Annotated in this window: 27 protein-coding genes; 14 read left to right on the top strand and 13 right to left on the bottom strand. The window is 57.5% G+C overall.

Translation table 11 applies throughout. The features are described 5' to 3' along the window. Nucleotides 1–44: 44 nt before the first annotated feature. Complete coding sequence (gene rpoZ / locus AC1DNI_RS07370) at nt 45–449, bottom strand: DNA-directed RNA polymerase subunit omega (protein ID WP_027229862.1); 405 nt, start codon at nt 447–449, stop codon at nt 45–47. A gap of 299 nt (nt 450–748) precedes the next feature. Between rpoZ and AC1DNI_RS07365 the strand changes: the two genes are divergently transcribed. Together AC1DNI_RS07365 and AC1DNI_RS07360 are read left to right on the top strand one after the other, a co-directional pair. Beyond that, on the top strand, nt 749–1,321 hold the full coding sequence (locus tag AC1DNI_RS07365; RefSeq protein WP_027229863.1) for a LabA-like NYN domain-containing protein: 573 nt from the start codon (nt 749–751) through the stop codon (nt 1,319–1,321). After that, nucleotides 1,321–1,986 (top strand): uracil-DNA glycosylase, encoded by a 666-nt coding sequence (locus tag AC1DNI_RS07360; protein WP_477691498.1) that lies wholly within the window; start codon nt 1,321–1,323, stop codon nt 1,984–1,986. The genes AC1DNI_RS07365 and AC1DNI_RS07360 overlap by 1 nt, the downstream gene beginning before the upstream one ends. 12 nt (nt 1,987–1,998) lie before the next feature. Here the strand turns inward: AC1DNI_RS07360 and AC1DNI_RS07355 are convergent, their stop codons facing one another. Beyond that, nucleotides 1,999–2,325 (bottom strand): DUF1330 domain-containing protein, encoded by a 327-nt coding sequence (locus AC1DNI_RS07355; RefSeq protein ID WP_027229865.1) that lies wholly within the window; start codon nt 2,323–2,325, stop codon nt 1,999–2,001. Nucleotides 2,326–2,382: 57 nt separating this feature from the next. Next, the gene (locus AC1DNI_RS07350) at nt 2,383–3,150 is read right to left on the bottom strand and encodes an SDR family NAD(P)-dependent oxidoreductase (RefSeq protein ID WP_477691361.1); all 768 of its coding nucleotides are present in this window, start codon (nt 3,148–3,150) and stop codon (nt 2,383–2,385) included. A 184-nt stretch (nt 3,151–3,334) separates the two neighbouring features. Here AC1DNI_RS07350 and purL point away from each other — a divergent pair, with 184 nt between their 5' ends. Both purL and AC1DNI_RS07340 read left to right on the top strand, forming a co-directional pair. After that, nucleotides 3,335–5,566: a phosphoribosylformylglycinamidine synthase subunit PurL gene (gene purL, locus AC1DNI_RS07345; RefSeq protein WP_477691360.1), complete on the top strand. Its 2,232-nt coding sequence runs from the start codon at nt 3,335–3,337 to the stop codon at nt 5,564–5,566. A 12-nt stretch (nt 5,567–5,578) separates the two neighbouring features. Next, complete coding sequence (locus AC1DNI_RS07340) at nt 5,579–5,812, top strand: BolA/IbaG family iron-sulfur metabolism protein (RefSeq protein ID WP_027229868.1); 234 nt, start codon at nt 5,579–5,581, stop codon at nt 5,810–5,812. On the opposite strand, the gene AC1DNI_RS07335 is transcribed toward AC1DNI_RS07340, so the two are convergent. Then, a complete protein-coding gene (locus tag AC1DNI_RS07335; protein WP_477691359.1) occupies nt 5,809–6,519 on the bottom strand; it encodes a phosphodiester glycosidase family protein in 711 nt (236 codons plus the stop codon). The two genes, AC1DNI_RS07340 and AC1DNI_RS07335, sit on opposite strands and share 4 nt — an antisense overlap. 218 nt (nt 6,520–6,737) lie before the next feature. Here AC1DNI_RS07335 and grxD point away from each other — a divergent pair, with 218 nt between their 5' ends. Together grxD and AC1DNI_RS07325 are read left to right on the top strand one after the other, a co-directional pair. Next, the gene (grxD, locus tag AC1DNI_RS07330; protein ID WP_027229870.1) at nt 6,738–7,070 is read left to right on the top strand and encodes a Grx4 family monothiol glutaredoxin; all 333 of its coding nucleotides are present in this window, start codon (nt 6,738–6,740) and stop codon (nt 7,068–7,070) included. 146 nt (nt 7,071–7,216) lie between these two features. Then, on the top strand, nt 7,217–8,422 hold the full coding sequence (locus tag AC1DNI_RS07325; protein ID WP_091919137.1) for a multidrug effflux MFS transporter: 1,206 nt from the start codon (nt 7,217–7,219) through the stop codon (nt 8,420–8,422). Between the two features lie 127 nt (nt 8,423–8,549). Here the strand turns inward: AC1DNI_RS07325 and smpB are convergent, their stop codons facing one another. Beyond that, entirely contained in the window at nt 8,550–9,038 is a 489-nt protein-coding gene (gene smpB / locus AC1DNI_RS07320) for an SsrA-binding protein SmpB (protein ID WP_027229872.1), read from the bottom strand. A 31-nt stretch (nt 9,039–9,069) separates the two neighbouring features. Next, nucleotides 9,070–9,951, bottom strand: coding sequence for a 4-hydroxy-tetrahydrodipicolinate synthase (dapA, locus tag AC1DNI_RS07315; protein WP_477691358.1), 882 nt, complete (start codon nt 9,949–9,951; stop codon nt 9,070–9,072). Nucleotides 9,952–10,230: 279 nt separating this feature from the next. On the opposite strand from dapA, the gene AC1DNI_RS07310 reads away from it, so the two are divergent. Then, nucleotides 10,231–12,339 (top strand): lytic transglycosylase domain-containing protein, encoded by a 2,109-nt coding sequence (locus tag AC1DNI_RS07310; protein WP_477691357.1) that lies wholly within the window; start codon nt 10,231–10,233, stop codon nt 12,337–12,339. Further along, a complete protein-coding gene (locus AC1DNI_RS07305; protein ID WP_477691356.1) occupies nt 12,336–13,238 on the top strand; it encodes an alpha/beta fold hydrolase in 903 nt (300 codons plus the stop codon). The genes AC1DNI_RS07310 and AC1DNI_RS07305 overlap by 4 nt, the downstream gene beginning before the upstream one ends. A 5-nt stretch (nt 13,239–13,243) precedes the next feature. On the opposite strand, the gene AC1DNI_RS07300 is transcribed toward AC1DNI_RS07305, so the two are convergent. The 3 genes from AC1DNI_RS07300 to AC1DNI_RS07290 all read right to left on the bottom strand — a co-directional run bounded on the left by AC1DNI_RS07300 (nt 13,244) and on the right by AC1DNI_RS07290 (nt 15,943). Next, nucleotides 13,244–13,891 carry a hypothetical protein gene (locus AC1DNI_RS07300; RefSeq protein ID WP_477691355.1) on the bottom strand — a complete coding sequence of 216 codons (648 nt, stop codon included), beginning with the start codon at nt 13,889–13,891 and terminating at the stop codon, nt 13,244–13,246. Nucleotides 13,892–14,011: 120 nt separating this feature from the next. Continuing rightward, on the bottom strand, nt 14,012–14,677 hold the full coding sequence (locus AC1DNI_RS07295; RefSeq protein WP_477691354.1) for a BON domain-containing protein: 666 nt from the start codon (nt 14,675–14,677) through the stop codon (nt 14,012–14,014). A 147-nt stretch (nt 14,678–14,824) separates the two neighbouring features. Next, on the bottom strand, nt 14,825–15,943 hold the full coding sequence (locus AC1DNI_RS07290; protein ID WP_027229877.1) for a porin: 1,119 nt from the start codon (nt 15,941–15,943) through the stop codon (nt 14,825–14,827). On the opposite strand from AC1DNI_RS07290, the gene AC1DNI_RS07285 reads away from it, so the two are divergent. The 4 genes from AC1DNI_RS07285 (at nt 15,936) to AC1DNI_RS07270 (ending at nt 19,007) form a co-directional block, all read left to right on the top strand. Beyond that, the gene (locus AC1DNI_RS07285) at nt 15,936–16,352 is read left to right on the top strand and encodes a hypothetical protein (RefSeq protein ID WP_477691353.1); all 417 of its coding nucleotides are present in this window, start codon (nt 15,936–15,938) and stop codon (nt 16,350–16,352) included. The genes AC1DNI_RS07290 and AC1DNI_RS07285 overlap by 8 nt on opposite strands. Next, nucleotides 16,349–16,678: a DMT family transporter gene (locus AC1DNI_RS07280; protein ID WP_113281979.1), complete on the top strand. Its 330-nt coding sequence runs from the start codon at nt 16,349–16,351 to the stop codon at nt 16,676–16,678. Before AC1DNI_RS07285 ends, AC1DNI_RS07280 begins: the two co-directional genes overlap by 4 nt. 48 nt (nt 16,679–16,726) lie before the next feature. Beyond that, complete coding sequence (locus AC1DNI_RS07275; RefSeq protein WP_477691352.1) at nt 16,727–17,752, top strand: porin; 1,026 nt, start codon at nt 16,727–16,729, stop codon at nt 17,750–17,752. Between the two features lie 331 nt (nt 17,753–18,083). Next, on the top strand, nt 18,084–19,007 hold the full coding sequence (locus AC1DNI_RS07270) for a tyrosine-type recombinase/integrase (protein WP_477691351.1): 924 nt from the start codon (nt 18,084–18,086) through the stop codon (nt 19,005–19,007). Nucleotides 19,008–19,244: 237 nt separating this feature from the next. Here AC1DNI_RS07270 and AC1DNI_RS07265 read toward each other — a convergent pair whose 3' ends face one another. Then, the gene (locus AC1DNI_RS07265; RefSeq protein ID WP_477691350.1) at nt 19,245–20,423 is read right to left on the bottom strand and encodes a GAF domain-containing sensor histidine kinase; all 1,179 of its coding nucleotides are present in this window, start codon (nt 20,421–20,423) and stop codon (nt 19,245–19,247) included. 219 nt (nt 20,424–20,642) lie between these two features. On the opposite strand from AC1DNI_RS07265, the gene AC1DNI_RS07260 reads away from it, so the two are divergent. Next, nucleotides 20,643–20,765, top strand: coding sequence for a hypothetical protein (locus AC1DNI_RS07260; RefSeq protein ID WP_255453098.1), 123 nt, complete (start codon nt 20,643–20,645; stop codon nt 20,763–20,765). Nucleotides 20,766–21,430: 665 nt separating this feature from the next. Further along, the gene (locus AC1DNI_RS07255) at nt 21,431–22,150 is read left to right on the top strand and encodes a class I SAM-dependent methyltransferase (protein ID WP_477691349.1); all 720 of its coding nucleotides are present in this window, start codon (nt 21,431–21,433) and stop codon (nt 22,148–22,150) included. Nucleotides 22,151–22,301: 151 nt separating this feature from the next. On the opposite strand, the gene AC1DNI_RS07250 is transcribed toward AC1DNI_RS07255, so the two are convergent. From AC1DNI_RS07250 to AC1DNI_RS07240, 3 genes are all read right to left on the bottom strand, one after another. Continuing rightward, the gene (locus AC1DNI_RS07250) at nt 22,302–23,837 is read right to left on the bottom strand and encodes a hypothetical protein (RefSeq protein WP_477691348.1); all 1,536 of its coding nucleotides are present in this window, start codon (nt 23,835–23,837) and stop codon (nt 22,302–22,304) included. Nucleotides 23,838–24,257: 420 nt separating this feature from the next. Continuing rightward, nucleotides 24,258–24,947: a HEPN domain-containing protein gene (locus tag AC1DNI_RS07245; RefSeq protein WP_477691347.1), complete on the bottom strand. Its 690-nt coding sequence runs from the start codon at nt 24,945–24,947 to the stop codon at nt 24,258–24,260. Between the two features lie 2 nt (nt 24,948–24,949). After that, on the bottom strand, nt 24,950–26,050 hold the full coding sequence (locus AC1DNI_RS07240; RefSeq protein ID WP_477691346.1) for a GmrSD restriction endonuclease domain-containing protein: 1,101 nt from the start codon (nt 26,048–26,050) through the stop codon (nt 24,950–24,952). Between the last annotated feature and the right edge of the window lie 376 nt (nt 26,051–26,426).

Raw genomic sequence — 26,426 nt, 5'->3', positions numbered from 1 at the left:
AAAAGCCTTGCCGGCCGCTGCCGCGCCGGAGCGCGACATTTGACTTAGTAGTCGTCGCTCTTTTCCGGGGCCACAAGACCCTCGATTCCGGCCAGCAGTTCCTCTTCCGACATGGAGTCGAAGGAAACATTGTCTTCGGCTTCGCTGTCGGCATCGACATCGGCTGCCACATTGTCGCCGGCCGTCACCTGCGGTACCGCAACCGCTTCGGGCTCATCCACTTCGACATGCTTCTGCAGGGAATGGATCAGATCTTCTTTAAGATCGCCCGGCGAAAGGGTCTCATCGGCGATTTCACGCAGGGCTACCACGGGATTCTTATCGTTGTCGCGATCGATCGTGATCGCTGCGCCCTGGGAAATCAGGCGCGCGCGGTGACTGGCGAGGAGAACGAGTTCGAACCGGTTCTCAACCTTGTCAACGCAATCTTCAACAGTGACACGGGCCATAAACTGCCCCTTTCATTTTTCTCTGAATTAGCGGATTGCTCCGCACATAACGCGGATGAACGCAAAAAACAAGCAAAAGCCACCGATGCATATTGACGCTTTCGCGCGATTTACAGCTTCGCGGTGCGGGCCAATCACCGCATATCGGCGGAAACCTCGACAAAATATCAACGAACCTATTGGCTTTTGCCTCGACCCGACGTACTAAATATCCTACTTTCGTATTAAGTTCAGATCGGGCTCTATTATAAGCAAGCTGATTTGAAGTTAAGCTTAGATTTTTGAAATGGAACGTTATTATGTTTGATCCACGAGAAAAGATCGTCTTGTTCATTGACGGTGCAAATCTCTACGCGGCTTCCAAGGTACTCGGCTTCGATATAGATTATCGCAAGCTGCTCGCTGCTTTCCACAAGCGCGGCTACCTGCTTCGTGCGTATTACTACACTGCACTGGTTGAGGATCAGGAGTATTCTTCGATCCGTCCGCTGATCGATTGGCTCGACTACAACGGATATAAGGTTGTAACCAAGCCGGCGAAGGAATTCACCGACTCTGCGGGCCGCCGCAAGATCAAGGGTAATATGGACATCGAACTTGCCGTCGATGCCATGCAGCTGACGGACACGGTAGACCATTTCGTCATTTTCTCCGGCGATGGCGACTTCCGCTCGCTCGTCGAAGCGCTGCAGCGCAAGGGCCGCAAGGTCAGCGTCGTATCGACGCTCTCGACGCAGCCGCCGATGATTTCCGACGAACTGCGCCGCCAGGCCGATCACTTCATCGACCTCGTGTCGCTGCGTGCTGAAATCGGCCGCGAGCCTTCCGAACGGACACCACGCCGCGTCGAAGAAGAACAGGTCGATTATTGATCGCAGAATTGACGGGTCCGGAGCCTTCTCCGGACTGCCCTATTTGCACGCGTCTGCATGATTTCATCGCCGCTTGGCGGGACAAGGAACCGGGGTGGCACAACGCTCCCGTTCCGACGTTCCTGCCGGCCGCTGGTGCTAATTCCGTTCGTCTGCTTATCATCGGCCTGGCGCCCGGCCTGCGCGGCGCCAATCGTACCGGCCGGCCGTTCACGGGCGATTACGCCGGTGATCTTCTTTACGGAACGCTGAGCGAGTTCGGTTTTTCCCGCGGCACCTTTGCGGCGCGGCCGGACGATGGATTGCAGCTGATCGATACCGCCATCACCAATGCGGTGCGCTGCGTTCCGCCGGAGAACAAGCCCGTCGGCGGCGAGATCAGCAATTGCCGCCGCTTCCTGACCCCGACCATCGAACAATTTGCCGGTCTGCGCGCCATAGTGACGCTCGGCACCATTGCGCACCAATCGACAATTCGTGCGCTGAAGCAGCCGGTATCCGCCCATCCATTCAGCCATGGCGGCAGAGCCGAGATTGGCAATGTCCAGATTTTCTCGAGCTATCACTGCTCGCGCTACAACACCAACACCGGCCGCCTGACCGAAGCCATGTTCAAGAGCGTGTTCGCCGAGGTGCGAAAACACCTCGACGCCATCGCTGCGTAGCCTGATCGGGAATCACCCCTTCGGCAGATAGGGGATGCTCCCGGCAAGGTCCGTATCGTCGATGATGCGGAAGCGGCTCTCGCTGCCTGACTGCCGCGCACTCGCATAGGGCGCATATTCCGGATCGCTGGCGAAGGCTTCGGCCGCTTCGGTCGAAGGAAACTCGATGATAGCAATCAACGTCGTGTCGAGCGGTTTTCCCTCCAGCAAGGTAATATTGCCGCTGCGCGACAGATACTTGCCGCCGTGCTTGTGCGCTATGTCATGCACCGCCGCCGCGTATTTCGGTATCCATTTATCGTCCGTCACCTTCACGTCAGCAATCAGGTAAGCCGTCATCGTCCGTCTCCCTAGAGTCGGCTGTTAAGGTGCCCGCGGCAAGCTTAGCACAGTCGACTAGATCGCTGTAAATCCATTGTCGACGAAGAGATGCGTACCGGTGATGAAGGAGGATTCGTCGCTGGCAAGAAACAGCGCCGCGCGCGCAACCTCCTCCGGCTCGCCGATCCGGCCCTGCGCCGCCTGCATGGCCGCGTCCGATACATCGACGCCCCGCTTTTGCAATTCATCCACCTCGCGCAAGCCGTGGGGGGTGCGGATGAAACCGGGGCAAACCGCATTACAGCGGATGTTGCGGTCGCGAAACTCGACGGCGATCGCGCGCGCGAACATGTGGCACGCGCCCTTGGTCGTATCGTAGAGCACTTCCATCGGGGTTGCGGCAACCGCCGAAATCGACGAGGTGCAGACGATCGAGCCGCCGCCGGCCTCGAGCATGTGGGGGATTACCGCCCGCGTCATCAGATACATCGAGCGCACGTTGACCGCATGCAGCCAATCCCATTCCTCGAGCGTCGTTTCGAGGAACGGCTTGATGACGATTGTGCCGGCGTGATTGAACAATACGGTAACCGGGCCGAAGCGCTCGAAGGTCGCTTCAACGGCCCTGTTCACTTCAGCCTCATCCGAGACATCGGCAACGAAGTAGGCGGCCTCGCCGCCCGCCGCACTGATCTCGGCAACGGTTGCAGCGGCGGCCGCCTCGTTGCGATCGACGATGGCGACTTTTGCGCCCTCGGCGGCGAAGAGCTTCGACGCCGCTCCGCCCATCCCCGTGGCGCCGCCGGATATGATCGCCACCTTGTCCTGAAGCCTGCACGTCATGTCTGTCTCCCCCATGAAATGATCCGACATGACGTTACGCGCGGGCTATCTCCCGAACAAGAGCACGTCGTTTCGGGCATGCCGGGGCTTTGTCGATTTGGGCCATTTTCCTGTCGCGCGACCGCACTACATAGGTTAAAGAGTGGCCGAAAGCCGCCCCCTCGCCAAGGATGCTCCAGAACCCATGACAAATCCCGATACCCGCCCGATTACACCGGAACTCGTTGCCTCGCACGGGCTGAAGCCGGATGAATACCAGCGTATTCTCGATCTGATCGGACGCGAGCCGACATTTACGGAGCTCGGCATCTTTTCCGCCATGTGGAACGAGCACTGCTCGTACAAGTCTTCCAAGAAGTGGCTGCGCACCTTGCCGACCACCGGACCGCAGGTCATCCAGGGTCCTGGCGAAAACGCCGGCGTGGTCGATATCGGCGACGGCGAATGCGTGGTCTTCAAGATGGAGAGCCACAATCACCCCTCCTATATCGAGCCCTACCAGGGCGCTGCGACCGGCGTCGGCGGCATCCTGCGCGACGTGTTCACCATGGGCGCCCGGCCGATCGCGGCGATGAATGCGCTGCGTTTCGGCGACCCGGCCCATCCGAAGACTCGCCACCTCGTTTCCGGCGTCGTCGAGGGTGTCGGCGGCTACGGCAATTCGTTCGGCGTTCCGACGGTCGGGGGCGAGGTCAATTTCGACGCTCGCTATAATGGCAATATCCTCGTCAACGCCTTTGCGGCCGGCCTCGCCAGGACCGATGCGATTTTCTATTCGAAGGCAGAGGGCGTCGGCCTGCCCGTCGTCTATCTCGGCGCCAAGACGGGCCGCGACGGCGTCGGCGGCGCGACCATGGCCTCGGCGGAATTCGATGAATCGATCGACGAAAAGCGCCCGACCGTGCAGGTGGGCGATCCATTTACGGAAAAGTGCCTTCTCGAAGCATCGCTTGAACTGATGGCCTCCGGCGCCGTCATCGCCATCCAGGATATGGGCGCGGCCGGTTTGACCTGCTCGGCGGTTGAAATGGGCGCCAAGGGCGATCTCGGCATCGAGCTCAATCTCGACAGTGTTCCCGCGCGCGAAGAGCGCATGACGGCCTATGAGATGATGCTTTCCGAAAGCCAGGAGCGCATGCTCATGGTGCTGCGCCCGGAAAAGGAAGAGGAAGCCGAAGCGATCTTCCGCAAATGGGGCCTCGACTTTGCCATTGTCGGTTACACAACGGACGATCTGCGGTTCCGTGTGCTGCATGGCGGACATGAAGTCGCCAACCTTCCGATCAAGGACCTCGGCGACCAGGCGCCGGAATATGACCGCCCGTGGATGGAACCCGGCAAGCATGCACCGCTGCCAGCCGCCAATGTGCCGGAAGTCGCAGACTATGGCGCAGCGCTGCTGCAGTTGGTCGGCTCCCCCGATCTTTCGTCGCGGCGCTGGGTCTACGAGCAATATGATACGCTGATTCAGGGCAATTCCCTGCAGGTTCCCGGCGGCGATGCCGGCGTAGTCCGTGTCGACGGCAATAGAAGCAAGGCGCTCGCTTTTTCTTCCGACGTGACGCCCCGCTATGTGGAGGCCGATCCTTACGAGGGCGGCAAGCAGGCGGTGGCCGAATGCTGGCGCAATCTCACCGCTGTCGGTGCCGAACCTTTGGCCGCCACCGACAACCTCAATTTCGGCAATCCGGAACGGCCGGAGATCATGGGCCAGCTGGTCAAGGCGATCGGTGGCATCGGCGAGGCCTGCCGGGCCCTCTCCTTCCCGATCGTTTCGGGCAATGTCTCGCTCTATAATGAAACCAACGGCCAGGGGATCCTGCCGACGCCGACCATAGCCGGCGTAGGGCTCATTCCAGATTGGACCAAGACCACCAAGGTCGGCGGCATGAAGGATGGCGACGTGCTGATCCTGCTCGGCGTCGACGGCACGCATCTCGGACAATCGATCTACCTGCGCGATCTGCATGGCCGCGCCGACGGTCCGGCGCCAGCAGTCGATCTCGGCGTCGAAAAGCGCAACGGCAATTTCGTCCGCTCGGCGATCCGCAACGGCCAGTTGACCGCTTGCCACGATCTGTCGGACGGCGGCCTCGCCATTGCATTGGCCGAAATGTGCATGGCCTCCGGCAAGGGTGCGACGGTCGAGATCGGCGATGGCGCGCCGCATGCCTTGCTGTTCGGCGAAGATCAGTCTCGTTACGTCGTTGCCGTGGCGCCGGATGCGGCAAACATGATCACCCTGAATGCCGAGGGTTCCGGTCTCCCGTTCCGCAAGCTTGGGACAGTTGGCGGCAACGCATTGACGATCGGCGGTCTGCTCTCCATATCTGTGTCAGACCTGACACAAGCACACGAATCGTGGTTCCCTGACTATATGAGCGGTCACGTGGACGATAAGAATCAGGCCGCTTGAGGAGAGAACAGCATGGCAATGGATGCACGCGACATCGAGAAAATGATTCGAGACGCCATTCCGGATGCAAAAGTGACGATCCGCGATCTCGCGGGTGACGGCGATCACTATGCTGCCGAGGTTGTCGCGGAAAGTTTTCGCGGCAAGTCGCGCGTGCAGCAGCACCAGATGGTCTACGACGCATTGAAGGGCAACATGGGGGGCGTACTGCACGCCCTCGCCCTGCAGACGAGCGCCCCGGACTAAGACTTTTCGTACACTGCCAGAATCGGTCCCACCGGATCGGTTCCTCCAAGCAACACATTCCGGTCGTTGGACAGTGCAGAAATCATCCCGTCGAAGAATAGAGCGTTGGGGCAGCCAAGCTCATCCCTGAAAAGGCGCGCGAAACGGCCGAGACTGACCGGTTCCGTGGAAATCGCCAGTACGATCGTATTCGGATCGCGGACACCGACGCCATTGCGGACATACCGCGACGTGCCGTTGGGTTCGAAGCGCGGGTGCACTTTTCCGTCGATGACGAGCATGGGGCCCGACTGCGTGGCAATGCGGACATCTGGGGCTGCCTTCGCGTAGGCTTCGGTCGAAACAACGCCAGCCGTGCCGTCTTTTGCGACAAAGAACACGCCGTTCGGTTTCATGTAGAAATTGCCTGGGGCCTTTCCAGTGTTGAGAGGCGCAATCGCTTTCCCCTCCTCGACGTAAAGGCCAACCGGCGTCATGTCGGGCTCATACATCCCGGCATTCATCGAGAGAACGAGCTTCGCCGAGGCCGGTTGTCCCGCTGTGAATGATGCGAGCGAGCCATAGGGCTTGCCATCCGCACCATCGAGGCCAAGCCGGACGTCGTAGGAGCGCAGATCAACTTCGCAGACGATGTTGCCGCTGCCCTCGAAGTCGACAGTGCGGCAAGTGGCCGGCAGGTCCTTGCGGTCGAAGGGAAGCGAAACCATGGAACCTCCTGACGCTCCGGTCGCCGGCCGCAATTGCCCAAGTTGGGCAAATAATCCCGCCGCGATTGCGGCAAGAAGCACGCCGGCAGCGATGATGATACGATATGACACCCTCACCAGCCTTGTTTTGACTAAATTGAAGCGCTATCTGTAAACAACGAAAACAATTGAACCATGAAATGACGATTCGTCACATCTTGGGGTGAAAGGTTGCCGAAATGAGCGGTATCAATGAATTCATCGACAGTGAGGTCAAGAGCAACGATGTCGTTCTCTTCATGAAGGGCACGCCCGGCTTTCCGCAATGCGGCTTTTCCGGCCAGGTCGTGCAGATTCTCGACTATATCGGCGTCGACTATAAGGGTGTGAACGTTCTTTCGTCCAACGAACTGCGCCAAGGCATCAAGGACTATTCCAACTGGCCGACCATTCCGCAGCTTTATGTGAAGGGTGAATTTGTCGGCGGTTGCGACATCATCCGCGAAATGTTCCAGGCAGGCGAGTTGCAAAACCTCCTCAGCGAAAAGGGCGTCGCCACCAAGGCCGCCTGATTACGCAATAGTTCCAATCGGTTCCGGGATTGCCCGGTACCTTGTTTCGAAAGGCGTCGGCCGCTCCGACGCCTTTGTCTTTGTTGATATTTGCAGGTTTGATCATGGACAGTTCGACGACCACTTCCGCCGCCCGTCTCAGGGGAATGGGGAAAGCGGAATTCATCGCGATGATGGCGATGCTGATGGCGATCAATGCGCTTGCCATAGACATCATGCTTCCCGGCCTGCAGCAGATTGGGGCGAGCCTCGGCGTTGCCAGCGAAAATCATCGGCAATATGTCATCTCGGCCTATCTGATGGGTTTTGCCGTGTCGCAATTGTTCTATGGCCCGATCTCCGACCGCTTCGGCCGCCGCGTTCCGATGTTCGTCGGCCTCGTCGTCTATATCGGCTCGGCGCTCGCCTGCGTGTTCGTGCCGACCTTCACGTCGCTTCTGCTGTTCCGTTTGCTGCAGGGGATCGGTTCGGCGGCAACGCGCGTCATTACCATTTCGATCGTGCGCGACGTTTATGGCGGCCGCAGCATGGCGGAGGTCATGTCGCTCATCATGATGGTGTTCATGATCGTCCCGGTCATCGCGCCGGGAACAGGCCAGACAGTCATGCTGTTCGGCAACTGGCACCTCATCTTCATCTTCATGGCCGCGATCGCGAGCGCCGTTCTGGTTTGGGTCTACCTCCGCCTGCCGGAAACGCTCGATCCGGCCGATGTTCGCCCCTTTACCCTAAAGTCGGTGTTGCAAGGCTTCAGGATCGTGCTCACCAATCGCGTCGCGCTTTGCTACACGCTGGCGAATTCATTCATCTTCGGCGCGCTGTTCGGCTTCATCAATTCGGCCCAGCAGATCTATGTCGGGATCTACGATCTTGGCGTATGGTTCCCGGTGGCGTTTTCAGCGGTCGCCGTTACCATGGCCGTGTCGTCCTTCCTGAATTCGCGCCTTGTCGGCCGGTTCGGCATGCGCCGCCTGTCCCATGGCGCTCTCCTCTCGTTCCTTGCCGTCAATGGATTCTGGCTGCTGTTGACGATCCTTGGACCAAATCCGACGCCGTTCCCGATTTACCTGCTGCTGTTTGCACTGGCGATGTTCCAGTTCGGCTGGATCGGCTCGAATTTCAACGCGTTGGCGATGGAACCGCTCGGGCACGTGGCGGGCACGGCCTCGTCGGTCCTCGGCTTCATGAGTACGGCCGGCGGCGGCGTTGTCGGAGCAGTGATCGGCCAGGCCTTTAACGGCACGACGCTGCCGCTGGTCGCCGGCTTCTTTGTCCTGTCGCTGATCGGATTGGTGTTTGTGCTCATCGCCGAACGCGGACGACTATTCCAGCCGCATAACCGACCGGTTTGAATCGGGCGCGCCGCACGTTCATGAGTCTAGGGATCAGTTGCCCCGGACTTCATTGCGGCACCGGTAAGGAAGATGGGTCCTCGGGAAGAGCCCGAGGTTCCACCTTCAACAGCTCAAGCAAAGGGTATCAGCCGCGATCGCGCAGGAGCCGGGACTTCTCGCGGTTCCAGTCGCGCTGTTTTTCGGTCTCGCGCTTGTCGTGCAGTTTCTTGCCGCGCGCGACGGCGATCTCGAGCTTCGCCCGCCCACGGTCATTGAAATAGAGCTTCAGCGGAACGACCGTCATGCCCTCGCGGTCGACCGACTGCGCCAGCCGCGACATTTCCCGCTTGTTGATCAATAGCTTGCGGTGACGGCGCGGTTCATGGTTGAAGCGGTTGGCCTCGAGATACTCCGGAATATAGCTGTTGATCAGCCAGAACTCGCCGTTCTCGAAGCTGGCATAGCTTTCGGCAATGTTCGACTGGTTGCGGCGCAGCGACTTGACCTCCGTACCCGCAAGCACGAGGCCAGCCTCGAGCGTGTCGAGAATCTCGAAGTTGAAGCGCGCTTTGCGGTTCTCGGCAATGATCTTGCGAGCCGTCGTGGGTTTTGACGCAGATTTCGGCTTGTTCATGCAGGCTATATAGTGCGTTTCAACTGATTTGTCAGTTGATCAAACCGGCATGTTGCATGGCCCTGTCGATCCGCTCGGCGGTTGCAGCCTCGACCGCGACGAGCGGCCAGCGCAATGCGTTCTTGATCTTGCCGAGCTTGGCGAGCGCATATTTCGGGCCGGACGGATTTGGCTCCAGGAACAGAGCCTTGTGCAGCGGCAGGAGCCGGTCCTGCAATTCGACAGCCTTGCCGTAATCGCCGGCAAGTGTCGCCGCCTGGAATTCGGCACAGAGGCGCGGCGCGACATTGGACGTAACCGAGATACAGCCGACGCCGCCATGCGCGTTGAAGCCGAGCGCGGTCGCATCCTCGCCGGAAAGCTGGATGAATTCCTTGCCGCAGGTCAGGCGTTGCTCGGAAACGCGCTCGATCTTGCCGGTCGCATCCTTCACACCCTTGATGTTCTTCAAGTCGTGTGCGAGTTGACCCATCGTCTCCGGCGTCATGTCGATGATCGAGCGGCCCGGAATGTTATAGATGATGATCGGCAGCGTTACAGCCTCGGCAATCGCCTTGTAATGTGCGTAAAGCCCGCGCTGGTTCGGCTTGTTGTAATAGGGCGTCACCACAAGAATGGCGTCTGCCCCAGCCTTCTGCGAAAACTCTGCGAGTTCAATGGCTTCGCGGGTGTTGTTGGAGCCGGCGCCGGCGATCACCGGCACCTTGCCCGCGGCTTCCTCGATGCATACCTCGACCACGCGCTTATGTTCGCTGTGCGACAGCGTCGGCGATTCACCGGTCGTGCCCACCGGGACGAGGCCATTGGTGCCCTCGGCGATCTGCCAGGAAACGAAGCCGCGAAAGGCTTTCTCGTCGAACGAACCATCCTCGAGGAAGGGCGTTACGAGAGCGGTGATTGAGCCTTTCAGCATTGCGAAACTCCGGGATGGCAGTTGGTCACCCCCGTCCACGCGGGGGCTAAAGGTGGCGCACCATAATCGCGCTGATCGTCTGGAGCAAGTTCATTTGCCTGATGAAACACATCAAGTTGATGCATATCTCCGCTAGCATGAGTTGCAATAGGTTTAATCCAACGGGCTCGGATAACCCTTTGTTAAGAGGGCTTTCATACGTCCGCCACTATTATCGTCTTCATTGTCTCTACGGATCCGGGGGACCCTCTGATCCGCTCCAAAAAAACTGGTAGTTGTATGCTGAGAACTTCTGTTTTGCGTCACGTTCTTCTCGCGTCCACGCTTGCGTTGGTGACGACGGCTTCCCATGCCCAAACACCCGTGCCTTCGGCAGCCGTCCCGGTTCCCGGATTGAAGCCGTTCGCGTCGACGCAAACGCGCGTGAGCCCGGCAACGCAGGTACTGGCCCGGCCCGATCCGGTCACCACCGCCGGCATCACCCAACCATCGAAGCCCTCGGCGATTGCCGGCAGTCTCAAGAGCGGGCTTGACGCGCTCTCCGCCGGCGACGCGCAGCGTGCGCTCGGCATTCGCAACGGCCTGCCCGTTGACGCGCTCGACCGCCATATTCTCACCTGGGCGATCGGTCTTTCCAACGCACCGGGCATACCGAGCTCGGAGATTGCGCATGCCGCGCAGGAACTGCCCGGCTGGCCCGGCATGGCGACCTTCCGCAACAATTCGGAGCGGGCGCTCTATAAGGAAAATCCCGCGCCTTCGATCGTCATCAACGCCTTTGGCAACACCGCGCCGCAGACGACAGAGGGCGTCGTTATCCTCGCCCGCGCCTATGTGGCAAGCGGCAATGCTCCGCGAGCCCGGCAAATCCTCGGCGCGTTCTGGCGGACCAAGAAGCTCGAAGACACGCAGGAGACAATGATCCTCAAGGAGTTTTCGCAGGTCATTTCCCGCGACGACCATCTGACGCGCATGCTGACGATGCTTTACGAGGGCAAGGTAAAGTCGGCCGGGCGTGTCGCCAAGCTGGCCAACGCTGAATCGTTGTTCCAGGCATTCGCAGCCGTCCTGCAAAAATCACCGGATGCGGGTCAGAAGCTTGCCGCCGTTCATGGCGCGTGGGCGTCAAACGCGGCCTATATCTTCGCCAAGTCGCAATATCTGCGCCGCCAGGAAAAATTCCGTGAGGCAGCCGATGTAATGGCGACCGCGCCGCGCGATGCAGCAGCGCTGGTAGACCCCGATGCCTGGTGGACGGAACGGCGCGTTCTTTCACGCGAACTTCTCGATCAGGGCGACGTCAAGCGCGCCTATCGCGTGGCGGCAATGCACAGCGCCGAAACACCTTCGGCTGCCGCCGAAGCGGAGTTCCACGCCGGCTGGTACGCATTGCGCGGCCTCAACGATCCCAACACGGCGCAGCGCCATTTCACGCGCATCGCCGAGATTTCCTCGCGCCCAATGTCGGCATCGCGCGCCTATTACTGGCTGGGCCGTGCCGCGGAGGCGGGCGCGGCAGGCAGCGCGCGCGATTATTATGCGCGCGCATCGCGCTATGGCACAACATTTTACGGGCAGCTTGCAGCAGCAAAGCTCGGGCAATCCGGGCTGCAACTCCCCTATCCCAAGCCGACCGATGCAGAACGTTCTCGATTTGCCCAGCGCGAAGCCGTGCGAGCTATACAGAGGCTGGAGGACACCGGCTATGATTACCGTGCGGCGATCCTTTATTCCAGCCTCGCACAGGAACTCGACAGCCCCGGCGAATTGGCTCTCCTCGCCGTGATGGCCGAACGCAAGGGCAACCATTACGTGGCGCTGCGCGTCGGCAAGACCGCGGCGCAACGCGGCATCGATGTCGGTGCACTGTCGCATCCGGTCGGCGCCATCCCCGGCAATGCCAATATTTCGGGCTCCGGTGCCGCCCTCGCCTATGCAATCGCCCGCCAGGAGAGCGAGTTCAACCCGACTGCCGTATCGAGCGCCGGGGCGCGCGGCCTGCTGCAGTTGCTGCCGGGCACCGCAAAAGGCGTCGCCCAGCGGGCCGGCATGACCTACTCCAAGGATCGTTTGACCGGGGATGCTGCCTATAATGCAACGCTCGGCGCCAAATTCCTTGGCGAGCAGATCGCCAAGTTCGATGGTTCGTACGTGCTTACCTTTGCCGGCTACAATGCCGGCCCGAGCCGCGCCAGCGAGTGGGTGGCGCGGTATGGCGATCCGCGTGGCAAGCCGGTGGATGAAGTCGTCGACTGGATCGAGCGCATTCCCTATACGGAAACGCGCAACTACGTGCAGCGGGTCATGGAGAACTATGAAGTCTACAAGGCGCGGCTGACGGGCAAGGCGCAGATAGAGAGCGATCTCACGGCCGGACGCCGGGGTTGAATTTGGCCGAGGGCTATCGCGAGATCAGCTTCGATGCACCCGATGGACTGAAGCTCCATGGCCGAGTTTATGGATCGGAGCGCGCCGGGGCGGTGCCGCTCGTGTGCCTTGCCGGCCTCACCCGCAACAGCCGCGACTTTCACGAAGTCGCAGCACTTCTGTCGCAGCATCCCGACACGCCGCGCCAGGTCATAACATTCGACTATCGGGGCCGCGGACTGTCCGCATATGATCGCGACTGGTCCCACTACAATATTGGCGTCGAAGCCAATGACGTGATTGCAGGTCTTGGTTCGCTCGGCATCGACCGTGCAATCTTTCTCGGAACCTCGCGCGGAGGATTGATAACCCACATCCTGGCATCCGTGGCGCCGACGTTGCTGGCCGGTGTCATTCTCAATGATATCGGGCCGGAAATTGCCCCTGAAGGCTTGCGTCAGATCACGCAATATCTGCGCAAGTCGCGCAATCCGCGCACCTGGCCGGAGGCGATCGAGCGCCAGCGCAATCTGCACGGAGCGGCCTTTCCGGCGCTGACCGAAGCCGACTGGATGCGCTTCGCGCGCGCGATCTATCGCAGGCAGCGCGGAACCATTCGCCCGGACTACGATCTCAACCTCATGAAAACCATGGCGAATATTGATTTCGACAAGAAGCTGCCCGACCTTTGGGAGCAGTTCGACCTCTTTGAAAAGCTGGCGCTCTTGGTCATTCGCGGCGAAAACAGCAGCCTGCTGACACCTGAAACAGTGCTGGAAATGTCGCGCCGGCATCCCGCAATGCAGGTCATCAATGTTGCGGGTCAAGGCCATGCGCCTTTGCTCGAAACCGGACGCTTGCCTGAACTTATCGCAGCCTTTGCCGCTGGAATCGACCTTCGCGAAACCGCGCTTGCCTGAACGGTCTATGAGGGCTTGGTCGTTCCAGCCTTGCGCCGCGCTGTTGGTTTCGGCTTCGCCAGTTGATCTGCCGCAGGCATCTTTACCCTTGCCGCAGCCTGTCTGATCCACCCTTCCCTCTGCACGCGGCCGGGAAATCCTATTTCCTCGCCCACCCACGCAGCTTCCTCAATCGACCAGCCAGCAATCTGGTCGAAATGAAACAGCCCCAGATCGAAAAGCCGCGATTGTATGGCGGTGCCAATACCGTCGATATCAGTGAGTTTGTCGGGTTTGCCGCGCCGCGCCGCCTTGAGCATAACGGGCCGGTGGCTGTCGTCCTGCCGCGGATTGGACCTGCGTTCGACAGCCGTCTTCGCAGCCACCCGCTTTGCGGCTGTCTTGCGCGCCGGCTTGCCGCTCGCGGAGACTTCCGCCGGCGGCACGGGTTCCGCTGGCGGTATCATTGCGGCAGCCTCCCGGGCCGACTGCCTCACATCGTCATTCGCCGGAAGAATGGGGCTTGCTGCCAGGCGCGCATCGGCAGCGCGCGTGGATACTTCAGAAACCGATTCGCGTTTCGGTGACATCCGCTTGAAAAGATTGCCTAAAATCGCGCCGATGACAAAGGCTGCAGCAATGAGAAACAATGACTGGAGAAGAAATACAACCATTGTCTATCCCCTGGTTTGCATCATTGGCCCCGGTCGTATGTAGACCAACCGACATAGAACCCGACAAGAGCAGCAATCAACAGGAAGAGCCAGAGCTGACCGATCATGAACCACATGTTTCTAGCCTCCGCTGGTATTGACCGCGGCCTCCAGCTTGATCTCGCCCGGCTTGCCATTACCGGGAATTGGAGCGCGCAAGGCGGCGTTGATTGCATCGTAGTCGGCGGCGCTGGCCGCGGTGCCGCTGATACTATAGGTCTTGCCCGAGATTTCCACCTCTCCGTTGGTCAGTTGCGCCGCCTGGCTCAATGCGAAGTCGACAAGATCGAGAAAACCTTCCGGCGCGCCGCGCGCAACGGCCAATTCGTCGAGGATTTCGATGCCCGGCATGGCGCTTTCGGCAGACGCGAGAATTCGCGCGCGCGAATCGCCGAATGGGACGTTCCCTGACAGCAATATGCCGTCGTCGGATTTGGTGATGACGAAGGAAAACGGTTCGGCCAGGGGCAAAAGCGTCGCCTGATTATCTATAGTTCTTACGCCGGGCGTGCTTGCGGCGATGCCAACAGCGGCAGCAAGCGCCTCTTCGGATGGAGCGACACCCTTTAAGGTTAAATCGCGGCCGTCAATATCGGCGCTCGCCCAGGAATTATTGGCGCTCAGCGCAGCATTGGCCGCATCCGTGAGTTGCTGGTCGATGGGGTCAGTGAGGAACCAGCCGGCAAGAACCGTCAGAAGTGCGACGGTGATGACACCGGGCCAGAACCAGCTCCTGATGGTACGCATATTCCTAAGGCTTTCTCTCAGTCTCGATGGGCTGGAGCTATGTCTTGCCCCATGTTCATGGCCATTTCAACACGACGACCGGCCCATGAACAAAGAAAACCCGGCAGCTCGCGCCGCCGGGTCTTTATCAACCAATCCAGTAAAGGATTAGAAGTTACGCTGGAAGCGGATGATACCGCCGAATGCGTCGTCGTTACCGTTGTCGAACTCAGCAACGTCCTTACGAACGCCGTCGAACTTGGTGTAGTTGATTTCCGGCGTGATCGTGAAGCCAGGAACCAGTTCGTAGGCTACGTTAAGAGCGAAAGCGTAGGTGCCTTCTTCTTCGTATGCGCCCTGGCCGTTAAGAGTTGCCTTGTCTGAGAGCTTAGCCGAGAAGCCTGCCCAAGCAGCCCAATCGCCTTCCCAGGTGCCGAACCAGTTCTGGTTGCCGCCGGTTACAACGCCAGTCGTCGTGTCGAAGTCCGGTGCGCTGTAGTCAGACTGATAACCGCCCATTGCGAACAGCGAGATGGTGTCGGTGACTTTGAGGTCCAAACGCAGCTTTACAGCAACGTCTTCGACAACCGAGTCATAACCAACAACACCGGAGATGCCGCCCCAGCCCTGCTCCCACTTCGCACCAGCAAGAACGTGCGGCATGTAGTCGTCGATGACGTAGTCAAAGCCGAAGTTGCCGAAGTCGTTCTGGCCCTGTTCAGCAGCGATGATGGCCGAGAAGCCGTTGCCGCCTGCGAAGGTGTAGCTAACCTGGTTGGTCGTGCCCGACTGGTAGTTGATCACATCGTCGTTGATGATGTTGCCAGCATAACCGGTCCACGAACCGAAGATTTCGTCGGCGACACCGATGCGGAAACCACCGAGTTCGATGAATGCCTGCGGAAGCGAAGCACCGTTGTCACTGCCGTTGGTGAACTGGAAACGGGTCTGAGCGTAGGAACGCAGAGTGCCGAGTTCAGTTTCCGAACGTGCGTCGAAACGGACTTCAGCGCGGGTGCGCTTGTACCAGGTTTCGTTGTCGTTGGCGCCAACGTTCGAACCATTGTACGGATCGTCGCCACCAGCAGCGTCGTAACGCAGATAACCGCTGATCTTCAAGCAGGTCTCGGTCCCCGGAATGTAGAAGAAGCCTGCGCCGTAAGCGTCGCAAACGCGAACGTATTCGACGGGCTCTGGTTCGGCAACAACGACTGCATCAGCAGCACGCGCGCCGGTTACTGCGACGAGGGCCGCAGCGGAGCCGAGTAGAAGGCTCTTAATGTTCATTTCTGACCTCCAGTCAAAGTTAAAAATGGGTCTGGGCATTCCAATTTGGCTGAAGGACAACCTGTCCCCATCCCCTAAGTCCAAGAAGAAATGCGATGAACGCCCTTCCTCCCGACTGACCATACTCGCCAGCGCTGGCGTTTCAACCATGAAAGTCTCGCCGGAAGGGTTCCACAGCGTCTATGCAAGATCGCTGTTGCACAAATGCCACGAAATCGCCGCGCACCCTCCAATATCTTTACCACTCCTTAATAGAGGTAACTGGTTTTTTAATGAAATCTTGCCCTTGAATGCCGGTATTGGGACGTTACCTGGCTTGAGAATCGCCCATGAACCGGTGGTTTTCCTGGCGCTCCTCGATTCGAATCGGCAATCCGTCCGCTTCTTCCGCAATGGTGATTTGACATGACATATCTCTACCTCGTTGTTGCCATAGTCTGCGAAGTGGTCGCCACATCCGCACTGAAACAAGCGGACGGATTTACCCGGCTGTGGCCCTCGCTCGTGTGTATCGTCGGCTACAGCCTCGCCTTTTACCTGCTGTCGATTCCGATCAAGACGATTCCGGTTGGCATTGTTTATGCGATCTGGTCCGGCGCGGGCATCGTTCTCATCGCAGCTGTCGGTTGGTTCTGGTACCGCCAGGCCCTCGATATGCCTGCAATCATTGGTCTTTCCCTCATCATTGCCGGCGTTCTCATCGTCAATCTGTTTTCGAATACAGTCGGCCACTAACGACCGATTTCCGGTCGATCTCCAGCGAATCTTGACTGGAGGTCAGAAATGAACATCAAGAGCCTTCTTCTCGGCTCCGCTGCGGCTCTCGTCGCAGTAACCGGCGCACGTGCTGCCGATGCAATCGTCGTCGCCGAACCAGAGCCCGTCGAATACGTTCGCGTTTGCGACGCTTACGGTGCCGGCTTCTTCTACATTCCGGGAACCGAAACCTGCCTGAAGATCGGCGGCTACATTCGTTATGACGCGCGAGGCGGCGATGATGCCTACACCGGCAAGGAGCGCGGTACCTGGGATAAGCGTACCCGTGCCGATTTGCGCTTCGATGCACGCAATGAAACTGAACTCGGCACGCTGAAGTCCTATGCTGAACTTCGCTTCAACTTCAAGAACGGTTCGGATTCAGAAACTGTCGAAGTCAGCCAGGCCTACATCGAACTCGGCGGCTTCCGTGCTGGTGCAATCGACTCGCAATTCACTTCCTGGACCGACTATCTCGGCGACATCATTTCGGACGACGTGGTTCCCGAAGGTCCGTATGGCACCAACCAGATCAGCTATACCTTTGCCGGCGGCAATGGCTTCTCGGCAACCGTTGGTCTCGAGCAAGGCAGCGAGGGCTATTTAATCGACGATTACATGCCGCACGTCGTTGCTGGTGCCAAGTTCGAACAGGGCTGGGGCGCGATTTCGGGCGTTGCCGGCTATGACTCCGTCTCCGAAGAATTCGCTGGCAAGGTTCGTCTCGACCTCACGCTCAGCGATACGGTATCTGCCTGGGCGATGGGCGGCTACAAGTCGGACGGCGATGTCAACGATTTCTACGGCACCTGGGAAGGTGACTATGCGGTTTGGGGTGGTGTCTCCTTCAAGGCATCCGACAAGGCCACGATCAATGGTCAGGTCGCCTATGAAGACGCCGGCGTTCTCGCTGCGGCTCTTAACGTAAAGTATACGCTGGTTCCTGGCTTCTTCGTTCAGCCCGAAGTGAACTACACGCACTTTGACAACGATGCAGGTATCAACACCGACGACGCTGTACAGGGCATCATCCGCTTCCAGCGCAATTTCTAATTGTCTGACCTGAATACTTCCGACGCCGGTTTCCGGCGTCGGCTTTTCCAATTGAGCCAACAGTTTTAAGCAACAGCAATTTTCAGCGTTATTCATCGGCGCACAGCAATTTTCAGAGGAAGGATTTCAGATCGGTCGCGGACCGAGGAGACGTAGAAATGCTCGAACTGCAGCCCGTTGGGTTGATAACTGATAAAGCCTGTCGCTTTATCATACGGAAGTCTATTAGCCTAAATTGGCAGACGTTCCGGGATTGCGTTTTTCGGATTGGCGGATACAACTTGCCGCATATTTTTCCGATGCTTCTTCATTCTTTCAGAGCGCAATCATTATGCTAGTCGCCCCCTTGGACACGCAGCAGGACGCCCGTTTTTCGGTTCAGTTCGAATATGATCTGCACTACTCCTCAAGCGCTCACCAGACGCGACGACTGGTTCGGGATCACACGCTCGCGGAATTGACCGCGCAATATATCGGCATTCTCTGGGATGAAGGATCGCATAAGGTCAATGTCCGATCGTTTCTTGGCGAGATCGCCGAGATTGTGGGCGGCGAGCGATTCAGTGTGTTCAGCCAGGAGATGCTGGATTTCGTAATTGGAACCTTGCGCGAACGCGGAAACAGCAATGCCACCATCAATCGCAAGATGGCGGCCTTGAGCAAATTGCTGCGGAAAGCGTGCAAGATGGGCGATATCTATAATCTGCCGGAATTTCGCCGCCAGAAAGAGCGGCAAGGGCGGATTCGCTTCCTCGAATTCGAAGAAGAACAGCGCCTGTTTTCGGCAATTCGGGCACGTTGCGAAGACAGTTACCGCCTCAGCGTGTTTCTGGTCGATACCGGATGCCGTCTCGGCGAGGCGATCGGCCTTTCATGGAACGATCTGCAGGATAGTCGCTCGACTTTCTGGCTGACAAAATCCGGGCGCAGCCGGACCGTTCCCCTCACCTCCCGGGCTCGCGATGCGACGCTGATCCCGCGCGGGCGCCTGAAGGGTCCCTTCTCCATGCACAGCCAGGTACGGTTTCGCGCGATCTGGAATGAGGCAAAAGCCGAAGTCGGACTCGGTCGCGACGATCAGGTCGTCCCACACATCTTACGCCATACCTGCGCTTCGAGGCTGGTTCGCGGCGGTATCGACATCCGTCGCGTGCAGATGTGGCTTGGACATCAGACCCTGCAGATGACTATGCGCTACGCCCACCTTGCCACCAATGATCTTGATTCCTGCGTTGCCGTATTGGAGCACCATTGAGCCTCTGCCGAATTGGAGCACCATTGACGAAATAAGGCGCCGCTGACCGATGTGAGCGAAACCGGGAGGGGGCGCCAGCAAACTTTCCTCAAGCCCGGATACTCCCCGTTTTCGAAGGGTACGAGGGCGCACGGAGACCCTCCGCGTCGCTGCTTTGCGACGCTCCCCGCAAGCGAGAGGGCAATGCGCCCTCACCTTAACCCTGCGTTGTCACTTAGCGTCGCCTCGCTGCCGGCCTTACACTTCGAGTGGCATGAGGAACGTAAAGCGCGTTTTCCTGTCATTCGAATCGACCTCAATGACGCCGCCATGCAGCTTGGCGATTTCGGACGCGATGTAGAGCCCGAGGCCAAGCCCCTGCTGGCCGGTCTTGGCGCCATGGCGGAAGAAGGGCAGAAACAGCTGGTCGACTGATTCCGCAGGTATCGGCTCGCCGCGATTGGTAACCGACAGTTCAAATGCGTCATCGGTGGTTCGGGCATCCACGCGGATCGCCCCGTCTTCGGAGCCGTGGGCCAAGGCATTGCCAAGGAGATTTGACAGAAGCTGGCCGACACGCAGAGGGTCGCAGCGGATCGGATCATCGAATTCGAAGCTCGTCTCGATGACGCGATCGGGACGGACCGACCCGAGTTCATCGACGACCTGCGTCAACGTGGGCTTCAGTTCGGCATTGCGCTTGATCTCGACCAGGACGCCACTGCCGAGTCGCGCCCGCGCCAGGTCCATAACGTTATCGATGAGGCCAGACATGCGGACAACGCTACCGCGGATCAATTTGACGATGGCTTCCGCCTTTTCGTCGAGGGGGGTGCGCAACAGCAGGCGCGTGCCCGAATCGATCGACGCCACGGGATTGCGCAGGTCGTGACCAAGCACGGCGACAAATTGTTCGCGAAATTCGGAGATCGTCCGCTCGTCCACCAAGGCAGCCTCGGTTCTGGCAAGGCGGTCATTGGCGTCGAGATGAAAAGCAATCAAATCGGCGAAGAGCTTGAACATGCCGACCACTTGCGGATTCTTCAGGCGCGCCGGCGCTGGATCGATGGCGCAAAGCGTGCCGAAAAAAGTACCGTCCGGCAGTGTGATCGGCATCGAGATGTAGCTTTGAAAGCCATAAATCTGCGGCGTGTGGTGGGTCGAATAAACCAAATCCTGCGAGACTTCGTCAATAACGACGGCTTGGCCACTGCCGCGAATTTCATCGCAGATCGTTGTCTTGACCTCAAGTTCGCCCCCGGGCTTCAGCCCAAACGCAATATTGTCGAGCACCTGACAGGCGATCCAGCGATCTTCGGTCACCCGCGCAACAGCCGCGAATCCCATGCCAGTCGTCCGGCAGACGACATCAAGTATGGTTGGAACTGCATCGATGCGAGCAATGGCATCAATATCAGCTTGAAAATCGTGTGGCATGAAGTTTCCCGAATCTGAGGTGCAAGCCAATATAGGGGTTTTGAAGGATTGCACCATGCACGGGAACATTCTGCGCCAGCACCGCGTTGATTATAAGGCGGGAGGGACAATCGACCATCATTCCTCAACGATCGAGCGGCTTCAGATTAATGCCTTAACTTGACATCCAGGCTTCACATTGCACTGATAGGGACGGCTGAAATGGGAGAAAGGCCGGAAATGTTCGAAGACGAAGAAGACGAAATCTATTCGCACTACACCACCCCGATGTGGCGTCATCTTCTCATTTTCGCTTTTGCGGTTTCGGTCGCAGTCATTATTTCGCAGATGCTCCCGGGTTGAGCGAAAACCTTAATCACCTCATCCTGCGCCCCTTCCGACACTATTCCCGACGAAGTGGCAGGCTCTGGATGCTGTTTCCGGGCCCCGCAAGATGTTCGCCGGACTGGATGGTATCATCCTAACCCTCCATTTCCAGACACTCAACCATCTTGTCGCCCGCAACGCGCATGATATTGCGCTGGGAATTCGGCTTGTCGCTCCAGTGGAGTGGGCGGTCGAAAGGGATAATCTGCTTAGACCCGGAACGATCGAACCTCAGACACGTTAAACCGGTATGCCAAAAGCCTATGACGAATATAACGAGAAACGACCAGCTCCCAAGTTCCGAACATCCTTGTTGTACGGGTCATTGTTTTTCGTAGGTGTAGCCTTGGTTGTCGGGCTTACCTACCTTTTGTGAAATACCCGCAAGCCAACCAGGCTAATAAGCATCAAGCATTAATACGGGCTCAAAGTTGCGCTCCCTCGATCTTCGAGCCCGCCTGTGTTGCTGCGCTCCGGTACATCGGTCCCCATAGGGAAAGCGGTACTCCTCACCCTTCGGCGGTGAACAACCAGTTGAGTGTGTAAAGCATTTAGATAAACAAATAGGCTGCGTATCAATACATGGAGTTACCTCCTTGTATTACATTGCGCCACCATAGAGAGCTTGCAATCCTTCATTTATGGAACAGAGCGACGAACTACAACGCACGTTTTGGAATAAGTGGAACTCCGAAAATCGTCAGCACGATGTAGGAGAAATTTCCCGTCGGCAATCTCAGGTTATCGAGGAATGGCTTGTCGAGTTGGGACGACGCGATCTCAACATCCTCGAAGTTGGCTGCGGTAACGGCTGGTTCTGCCCGACCCTGGCAAAGTTTGGCAACGTCACTGGGACGGACATTTCCGACGAGGTTTTATCGGCATCGCGAACCCGCTGGCCCCAAATCAAGTTCGTCGCCGGCGACTTCGCCAAACTCGATTTTGCACCCATGTCTTTCGACGTGCTGGTCAGCCTGGAAGTGCTATCTCACGTTGCTGACCAGAACAAATTCTTCGCGCGTCTCGCGGAACTGCTCAAGCCCGGCGGGCACCTCTTCCTTGCGACGCAAAATCGTCCCGTTCTGCAAAATTATTGCAGGGTTCCGACCCAGCAACCCGGCCAGCTCAGGAAGTGGGTGGATCGCACGGAATTGGCTTCGCTAACAAGCAAGCATTTTGAAATAGAATCATTGTTCTCGATTACGCCAATCGCTCATAAACACTTCAGAAGATTGCTGACATCCAACAAAGTAAATCGACTTACCGCTCCATTGCTTGGTCATGGGCTCCGTGACTTCATGGAGAAAAGAGATTGGGGATGGACGCTAATGCTCAAGGCACAAAAGAGGGATGGTCGCTGAAGCTGAGACAACCTCTATAAATTGACAATTCAACGCACCATCCTTTCTCGCAACACATAAACTGACAATTCGGAATCGCGGCACACCAGTCCGTGGAGATCGTGATGTTACGACCGGCCCTGGTCGGACCGTCCCATGGTCTTACCCAAAACTAAGGTGCATCTATCATCCGCTTGATGGCAAATGCGCCGCCAATCAGTAGATCGCCATCCTCAAGGATTGTCGTGATGCCGCCCAGCGCATTCCACTTTCGGCTGTCGTCGGGAAAGAGCCACGTCTGCTTCGTCTCGCCAGTCGTCCAGTCCAGCCCGACATAAGCATGATTCCCGGCGATTTTGGTCGCGCAGTAGATAAGGTTGGTGGCCGCGGAGACAACGGGCACCATGATATCGGTGTTGTCGACCTCCATATTGACCCACGCTTTTTCGAACTTCTTCTCTTTCGGGTCCCAGGTAAATTTCTGAACGCCGAGCGGGGCTTTGCGCGTAACCCCGGCGGTGAACTGGTTGGGCGGGCCGGGCTCCGGAAACGGTTCCGGGTAGCTGCCGTTGATGACGGCAACCCCGTAACCGAGCACGTTGGGGGAAGGTTCGATTGTAAGGCTGGATATGTCGATCTTGATCTGATCGGCAATTCGTCGGGACAAGGTGCCGGGCTTCTGCTGGAAGCCATCCGGGATCGCGTCGCGCCAGAATGCAACCAGATTGGTCCCAGCTTCGGCGGCATCGGCAATAACGATGAGCTTGTCGGGATCGTCACCAAACCCCATCAGCGTCGGCGTCGTGCCCGAGCCGCGCGAGATTGCACCAAGCGCCATGGCTTTTTTGGGGTCCATCGACTCGTAAGGCGACTCCCATGCACCGTCTGCGGTGTCGGTTGAAAGCTTTTCGCCTGTCCAGGCGAGACGCAGCATGCGTTTGCTGGTGACGACATAGACCCCGCCCTTGTCATCGATGCAGATGGAGTTGTCGACTGCTTCGTCACCAAATCCGACATAGGACTTCACATTGAGATCGCGATCGAGGATCAGCGCTGCGCCGGGGGCAGCCGCAGCAAGATAGCCATCATAGGTCATGGCCAGCCCGATGATCCGCGACACGGATTTGGCGATGTCGGCCGGCAGGTCCTCCACCAGATTTTTGGAGGCTACGATGCGAAGGTCTGCCTTGGGATCGTTGTCATCGAACGACTTGAGCACTTTGGTTCCGCCAAAAACGCAGTAGTGATAGCCATCCTTGTCGAAGAGGTTGTAGACCCCATTGATGCCAGTCTGAATGTTGAGGCCCATGGAGCCCATTGTAGCAAGCGCGGCGACAATCTGGCTTTCGTCGCGAGCGCGAGATGCCGCATCAAGCTTGTCGAGGACAGCGTGGATGCTTTCGTTGGATGCCATTTTCGCATCCGCCTCGAAGCCGGGATACGGCACGAAATTGCCGGCCTCCATGGTCTTTCCCGTCAGGCGAAGCTTCTGAACGCCCACCGCTCCACTGGCAAAAGCGATCGTCTGATCGCCCACCTTCTTGAGCGTGGGATTGGAGGTGATGACCGTCGGAACGGTCTTGACCTCTTCGGTTGTAAGTTTACGGCCATGCACGGGCCCGGCGAACAGTACCGAATCCGTCGCGCCGGGATTGAAATGCGAGGTCGGATAGACGCTCTCGGCAAGCCATGGATTGCGCGGCGGCATAGTCGGCAAGTCCTGAGCGCTGGCTGCACGCAGAACAGGTCGCAAGCATGTCAAGCACGCCAGTAAAGAACCAAGACCAATCAGAACGTCGCGGCGGTTGCTCATAGCATTCCTCTTCCATCTTGATAGAAGTGAGCATGTGGGCGTTTCAAACAGGTTACATAGCTGTAACGCCGAAGTTTCGTTCCCTCAACCTTGTCGCTGAGTGACGCGTGATTCCGTCCGCCACTGCTCAGACAGTGGGAAGATCATCGGGACACAAATGTTCCCTTACGTAGATCGTTTTATTTCGCAAAATGGCAAAAGAACTAAATGCCGAGCGCGTCTCATAGGGCTCAAACTGGACACGGCGGTGGTTACGGAAAATCTCTGGAGGCAGCGGCTGACATTTGGACTGATTGCCCCAATCGCCACAGTTGGTCACCACACCGAAGTTGCTATCGAGGCAGACAGCGCCTTGTGCAAAATGCGATCAATAGCTCCGATCAATTCTTGTATGTTCTTTATGTTTCGCTTTACGTCAAGATAGGTTAGCTGAGGCGGATTTGAATGCGCGAGAGCTGTGCGAATTGAGTTGAAGCTTTCCAGCCTAAATTCCGCGTCGGCTTTGATACGGCTGGAAATTTGAGCGAAAACGTTGTCCACCCCTATACGAGAGAACATCACCTTGATGTTCTTCGGCGAAGGGTACTTTTTTTCTGAAAACACCACGCCACCATCGAAGCCCGGCGGAACTTGAGCTGTGCCCTCTAGAAACGACCAAAGATCGGCTTCTCGCTCGATTTTTTTCAGGAACTTGCTTTCATCACTGGTGTAAGCAAAGGCAGAGAAATGCTGCGAAAGGCGGTTCTTAGCAACAACAACGCGTGTACGAACCGGTATGGCGTTGCTTTGGATGCCGTTCATGCTGCGCATCTTAAAGGCCCATGCTTCAAATACCGATCTGATGTATTCCTCCACTGCCGCACTTGTCTGTAGTATAGAACACTGGAAGGCTAAATCTCGCACCCCTTGGTTCACGGCTTTGCGGCTCGCAAGACGAGATGTGCGCACTAGCTGATCTGTCCGATCTACAAAATCGGTTCTGTAGGGACTGACGCGATACCGCAAGACTAGAGCCCGTTGAAAAGTGCGATTGCGCGGGAGATACGCGTATCAACTGCGGTCTCGTCGCTCGTGGCTCTTTGCACACTGGTGGCGAAAGTATTGTCACCCATCAATTCAATAAAGGCTTGTTGCACTGCGTTTCTATCCGCGTGACGTCCGCGGATGGCGGGGCTGACAGTTTCAGCTATTCCAATCATTTGCGCGTCGTATATTGCTGAATTAAAATTACCTGCGGTTGTGAAGTCGGGCTTTATGATTTTAAACGCATTTCTCCCAAAGAAATAATCGACTGCCTCCAAAGTCTGGATGAATTCGCTCGTCCATGCATCCAGCTTATCCGCTGGGATGGAACGATGCGTGGTCGTGAACGTGTCTAGGAAGCCAGATAATGGCTTCCTATAGAGTTCTCGATCGTGCCTGAATGCAAAGTAACGTAATATCAGTTCAGCGCCCTTCATTCTTTTGTCAGATTTAATACCGCTAAGCTTTTTCCAAGTCTCATTCTTAACTAGGTTGTCGACCTCCCGCATTAGAGGACCGTGGTTCACCCCGTGCCGCAACTCCTGCCCATTGAGTTTCACCGACCCCGTATTGAGCCTTTCGAATACATCAAACTTAATTTGAGGATGTGTATCTTTGAGAATTGTGATGCATCTTATGGTTCGGTTGCTTATGTGGTCTCTAAATCGCGGATCAAGTTGGGCCCAAGTATAGCCGTTGAGTTCGGGGTATGTTGTCAAACCCTGTAATTCAAAGCCATCATTAAGGTACAGTTTTATCGACATCAGTCTTTGATTGCCATCGATAACGATTAGATTATTCGTTGAAGACTGGCTGAAATACACGACTGGTATAGGGCATTGAATTATGAGGCTTTCGATGAGCCTCGAGGCTTGAGTTCGGGTCCAAACGTACCCACGTTGGAACTCAGGTACCTCAATCTTTCCGGTTCCCATCAACTGATGGAGTGAGCCCACGGTCAGGTCTGCGGTTTCAGTATGCAGTCGGCGCTGCTCAGGTGGGATGTTCCTTACTTCGGCATCATCTTCCTGTGCCTGAACAACCGGAAAAAGCTTGTCAGCCAGTGCCTGTATCGTTGTTGTCATTTAAACTTAACCCTCGACCGATCCGTAGCATATTCGCTATCGCAAAATGGTTTACAACTATACCGATCGAGAAAGTCAAAAAACTTGTCAACAAGCTTTGGTGTCGAGGAGGTAAGTCGTTTCTTCAGCAGTTCAATGGTTGGAACTCGCCTGTTATGGTAAACCAAGACAACTTGGACTGGGAAGATTACCGCAGGCGGCCAGAAGCGTTCGAGGTGCATTCCCATATCGTCTCGAGAAAGCACACACGCATCGGGCATTATTGGGTGGCCTCATCGTATCCACCCCCTGGGGTTGGCTGCCGGTGAAACTCCCCGTGGGGACGGCCACTCGAAACTTTTCACCAAGCGTGCGACCTCCTTGTCCGCGTCGTGCG

Source organism: Phyllobacterium sp. 01N428, from assembly GCF_056399405.1.
This window is presented reverse-complemented; position numbering and strand designations above follow the sequence as displayed.

Bases quoted from the DNA above. Each gene is read 5' to 3' on its own strand.
- rpoZ (WP_027229862.1), bottom strand. From the start codon at position 449: ATGGCCCGTGTCACTGTTGAAGATTGCGTTGACAAGGTTGAGAACCGG.
- AC1DNI_RS07365 (WP_027229863.1), top strand. From the start codon at position 749: ATGTTTGATCCACGAGAAAAGATCGTCTTGTTCATTGACGGTGCAAAT.
- AC1DNI_RS07355 (WP_027229865.1), bottom strand. From the start codon at position 2,325: ATGACGGCTTACCTGATTGCTGACGTGAAGGTGACGGACGATAAATGG.
- AC1DNI_RS07350 (WP_477691361.1), bottom strand. From the start codon at position 3,150: ATGACGTGCAGGCTTCAGGACAAGGTGGCGATCATATCCGGCGGCGCC.
- purL (WP_477691360.1), top strand. From the start codon at position 3,335: ATGACAAATCCCGATACCCGCCCGATTACACCGGAACTCGTTGCCTCG.
- AC1DNI_RS07340 (WP_027229868.1), top strand. From the start codon at position 5,579: ATGGCAATGGATGCACGCGACATCGAGAAAATGATTCGAGACGCCATT.
- AC1DNI_RS07335 (WP_477691359.1), bottom strand. From the start codon at position 6,519: ATGGTTTCGCTTCCCTTCGACCGCAAGGACCTGCCGGCCACTTGCCGC.
- grxD (WP_027229870.1), top strand. From the start codon at position 6,738: ATGAGCGGTATCAATGAATTCATCGACAGTGAGGTCAAGAGCAACGAT.
- AC1DNI_RS07325 (WP_091919137.1), top strand. From the start codon at position 7,217: ATGGGGAAAGCGGAATTCATCGCGATGATGGCGATGCTGATGGCGATC.
- smpB (WP_027229872.1), bottom strand. From the start codon at position 9,038: ATGAACAAGCCGAAATCTGCGTCAAAACCCACGACGGCTCGCAAGATC.
- dapA (WP_477691358.1), bottom strand. From the start codon at position 9,951: ATGCTGAAAGGCTCAATCACCGCTCTCGTAACGCCCTTCCTCGAGGAT.
- AC1DNI_RS07310 (WP_477691357.1), top strand. From the start codon at position 10,231: ATGCTGAGAACTTCTGTTTTGCGTCACGTTCTTCTCGCGTCCACGCTT.
- AC1DNI_RS07300 (WP_477691355.1), bottom strand. From the start codon at position 13,891: ATGGTTGTATTTCTTCTCCAGTCATTGTTTCTCATTGCTGCAGCCTTT.
- AC1DNI_RS07295 (WP_477691354.1), bottom strand. From the start codon at position 14,677: ATGCGTACCATCAGGAGCTGGTTCTGGCCCGGTGTCATCACCGTCGCA.
- AC1DNI_RS07285 (WP_477691353.1), top strand. From the start codon at position 15,936: ATGTTCATTTCTGACCTCCAGTCAAAGTTAAAAATGGGTCTGGGCATT.
- AC1DNI_RS07290 (WP_027229877.1), bottom strand. From the start codon at position 15,943: ATGAACATTAAGAGCCTTCTACTCGGCTCCGCTGCGGCCCTCGTCGCA.
- AC1DNI_RS07280 (WP_113281979.1), top strand. From the start codon at position 16,349: ATGACATATCTCTACCTCGTTGTTGCCATAGTCTGCGAAGTGGTCGCC.
- AC1DNI_RS07275 (WP_477691352.1), top strand. From the start codon at position 16,727: ATGAACATCAAGAGCCTTCTTCTCGGCTCCGCTGCGGCTCTCGTCGCA.
- AC1DNI_RS07270 (WP_477691351.1), top strand. From the start codon at position 18,084: ATGCTAGTCGCCCCCTTGGACACGCAGCAGGACGCCCGTTTTTCGGTT.
- AC1DNI_RS07265 (WP_477691350.1), bottom strand. From the start codon at position 20,423: ATGCCACACGATTTTCAAGCTGATATTGATGCCATTGCTCGCATCGAT.
- AC1DNI_RS07260 (WP_255453098.1), top strand. From the start codon at position 20,643: ATGTTCGAAGACGAAGAAGACGAAATCTATTCGCACTACACCACCCCG.
- AC1DNI_RS07255 (WP_477691349.1), top strand. From the start codon at position 21,431: ATGGAACAGAGCGACGAACTACAACGCACGTTTTGGAATAAGTGGAAC.
- AC1DNI_RS07250 (WP_477691348.1), bottom strand. From the start codon at position 23,837: ATGCCGCCGCGCAATCCATGGCTTGCCGAGAGCGTCTATCCGACCTCG.
- AC1DNI_RS07240 (WP_477691346.1), bottom strand. From the start codon at position 26,050: ATGACAACAACGATACAGGCACTGGCTGACAAGCTTTTTCCGGTTGTT.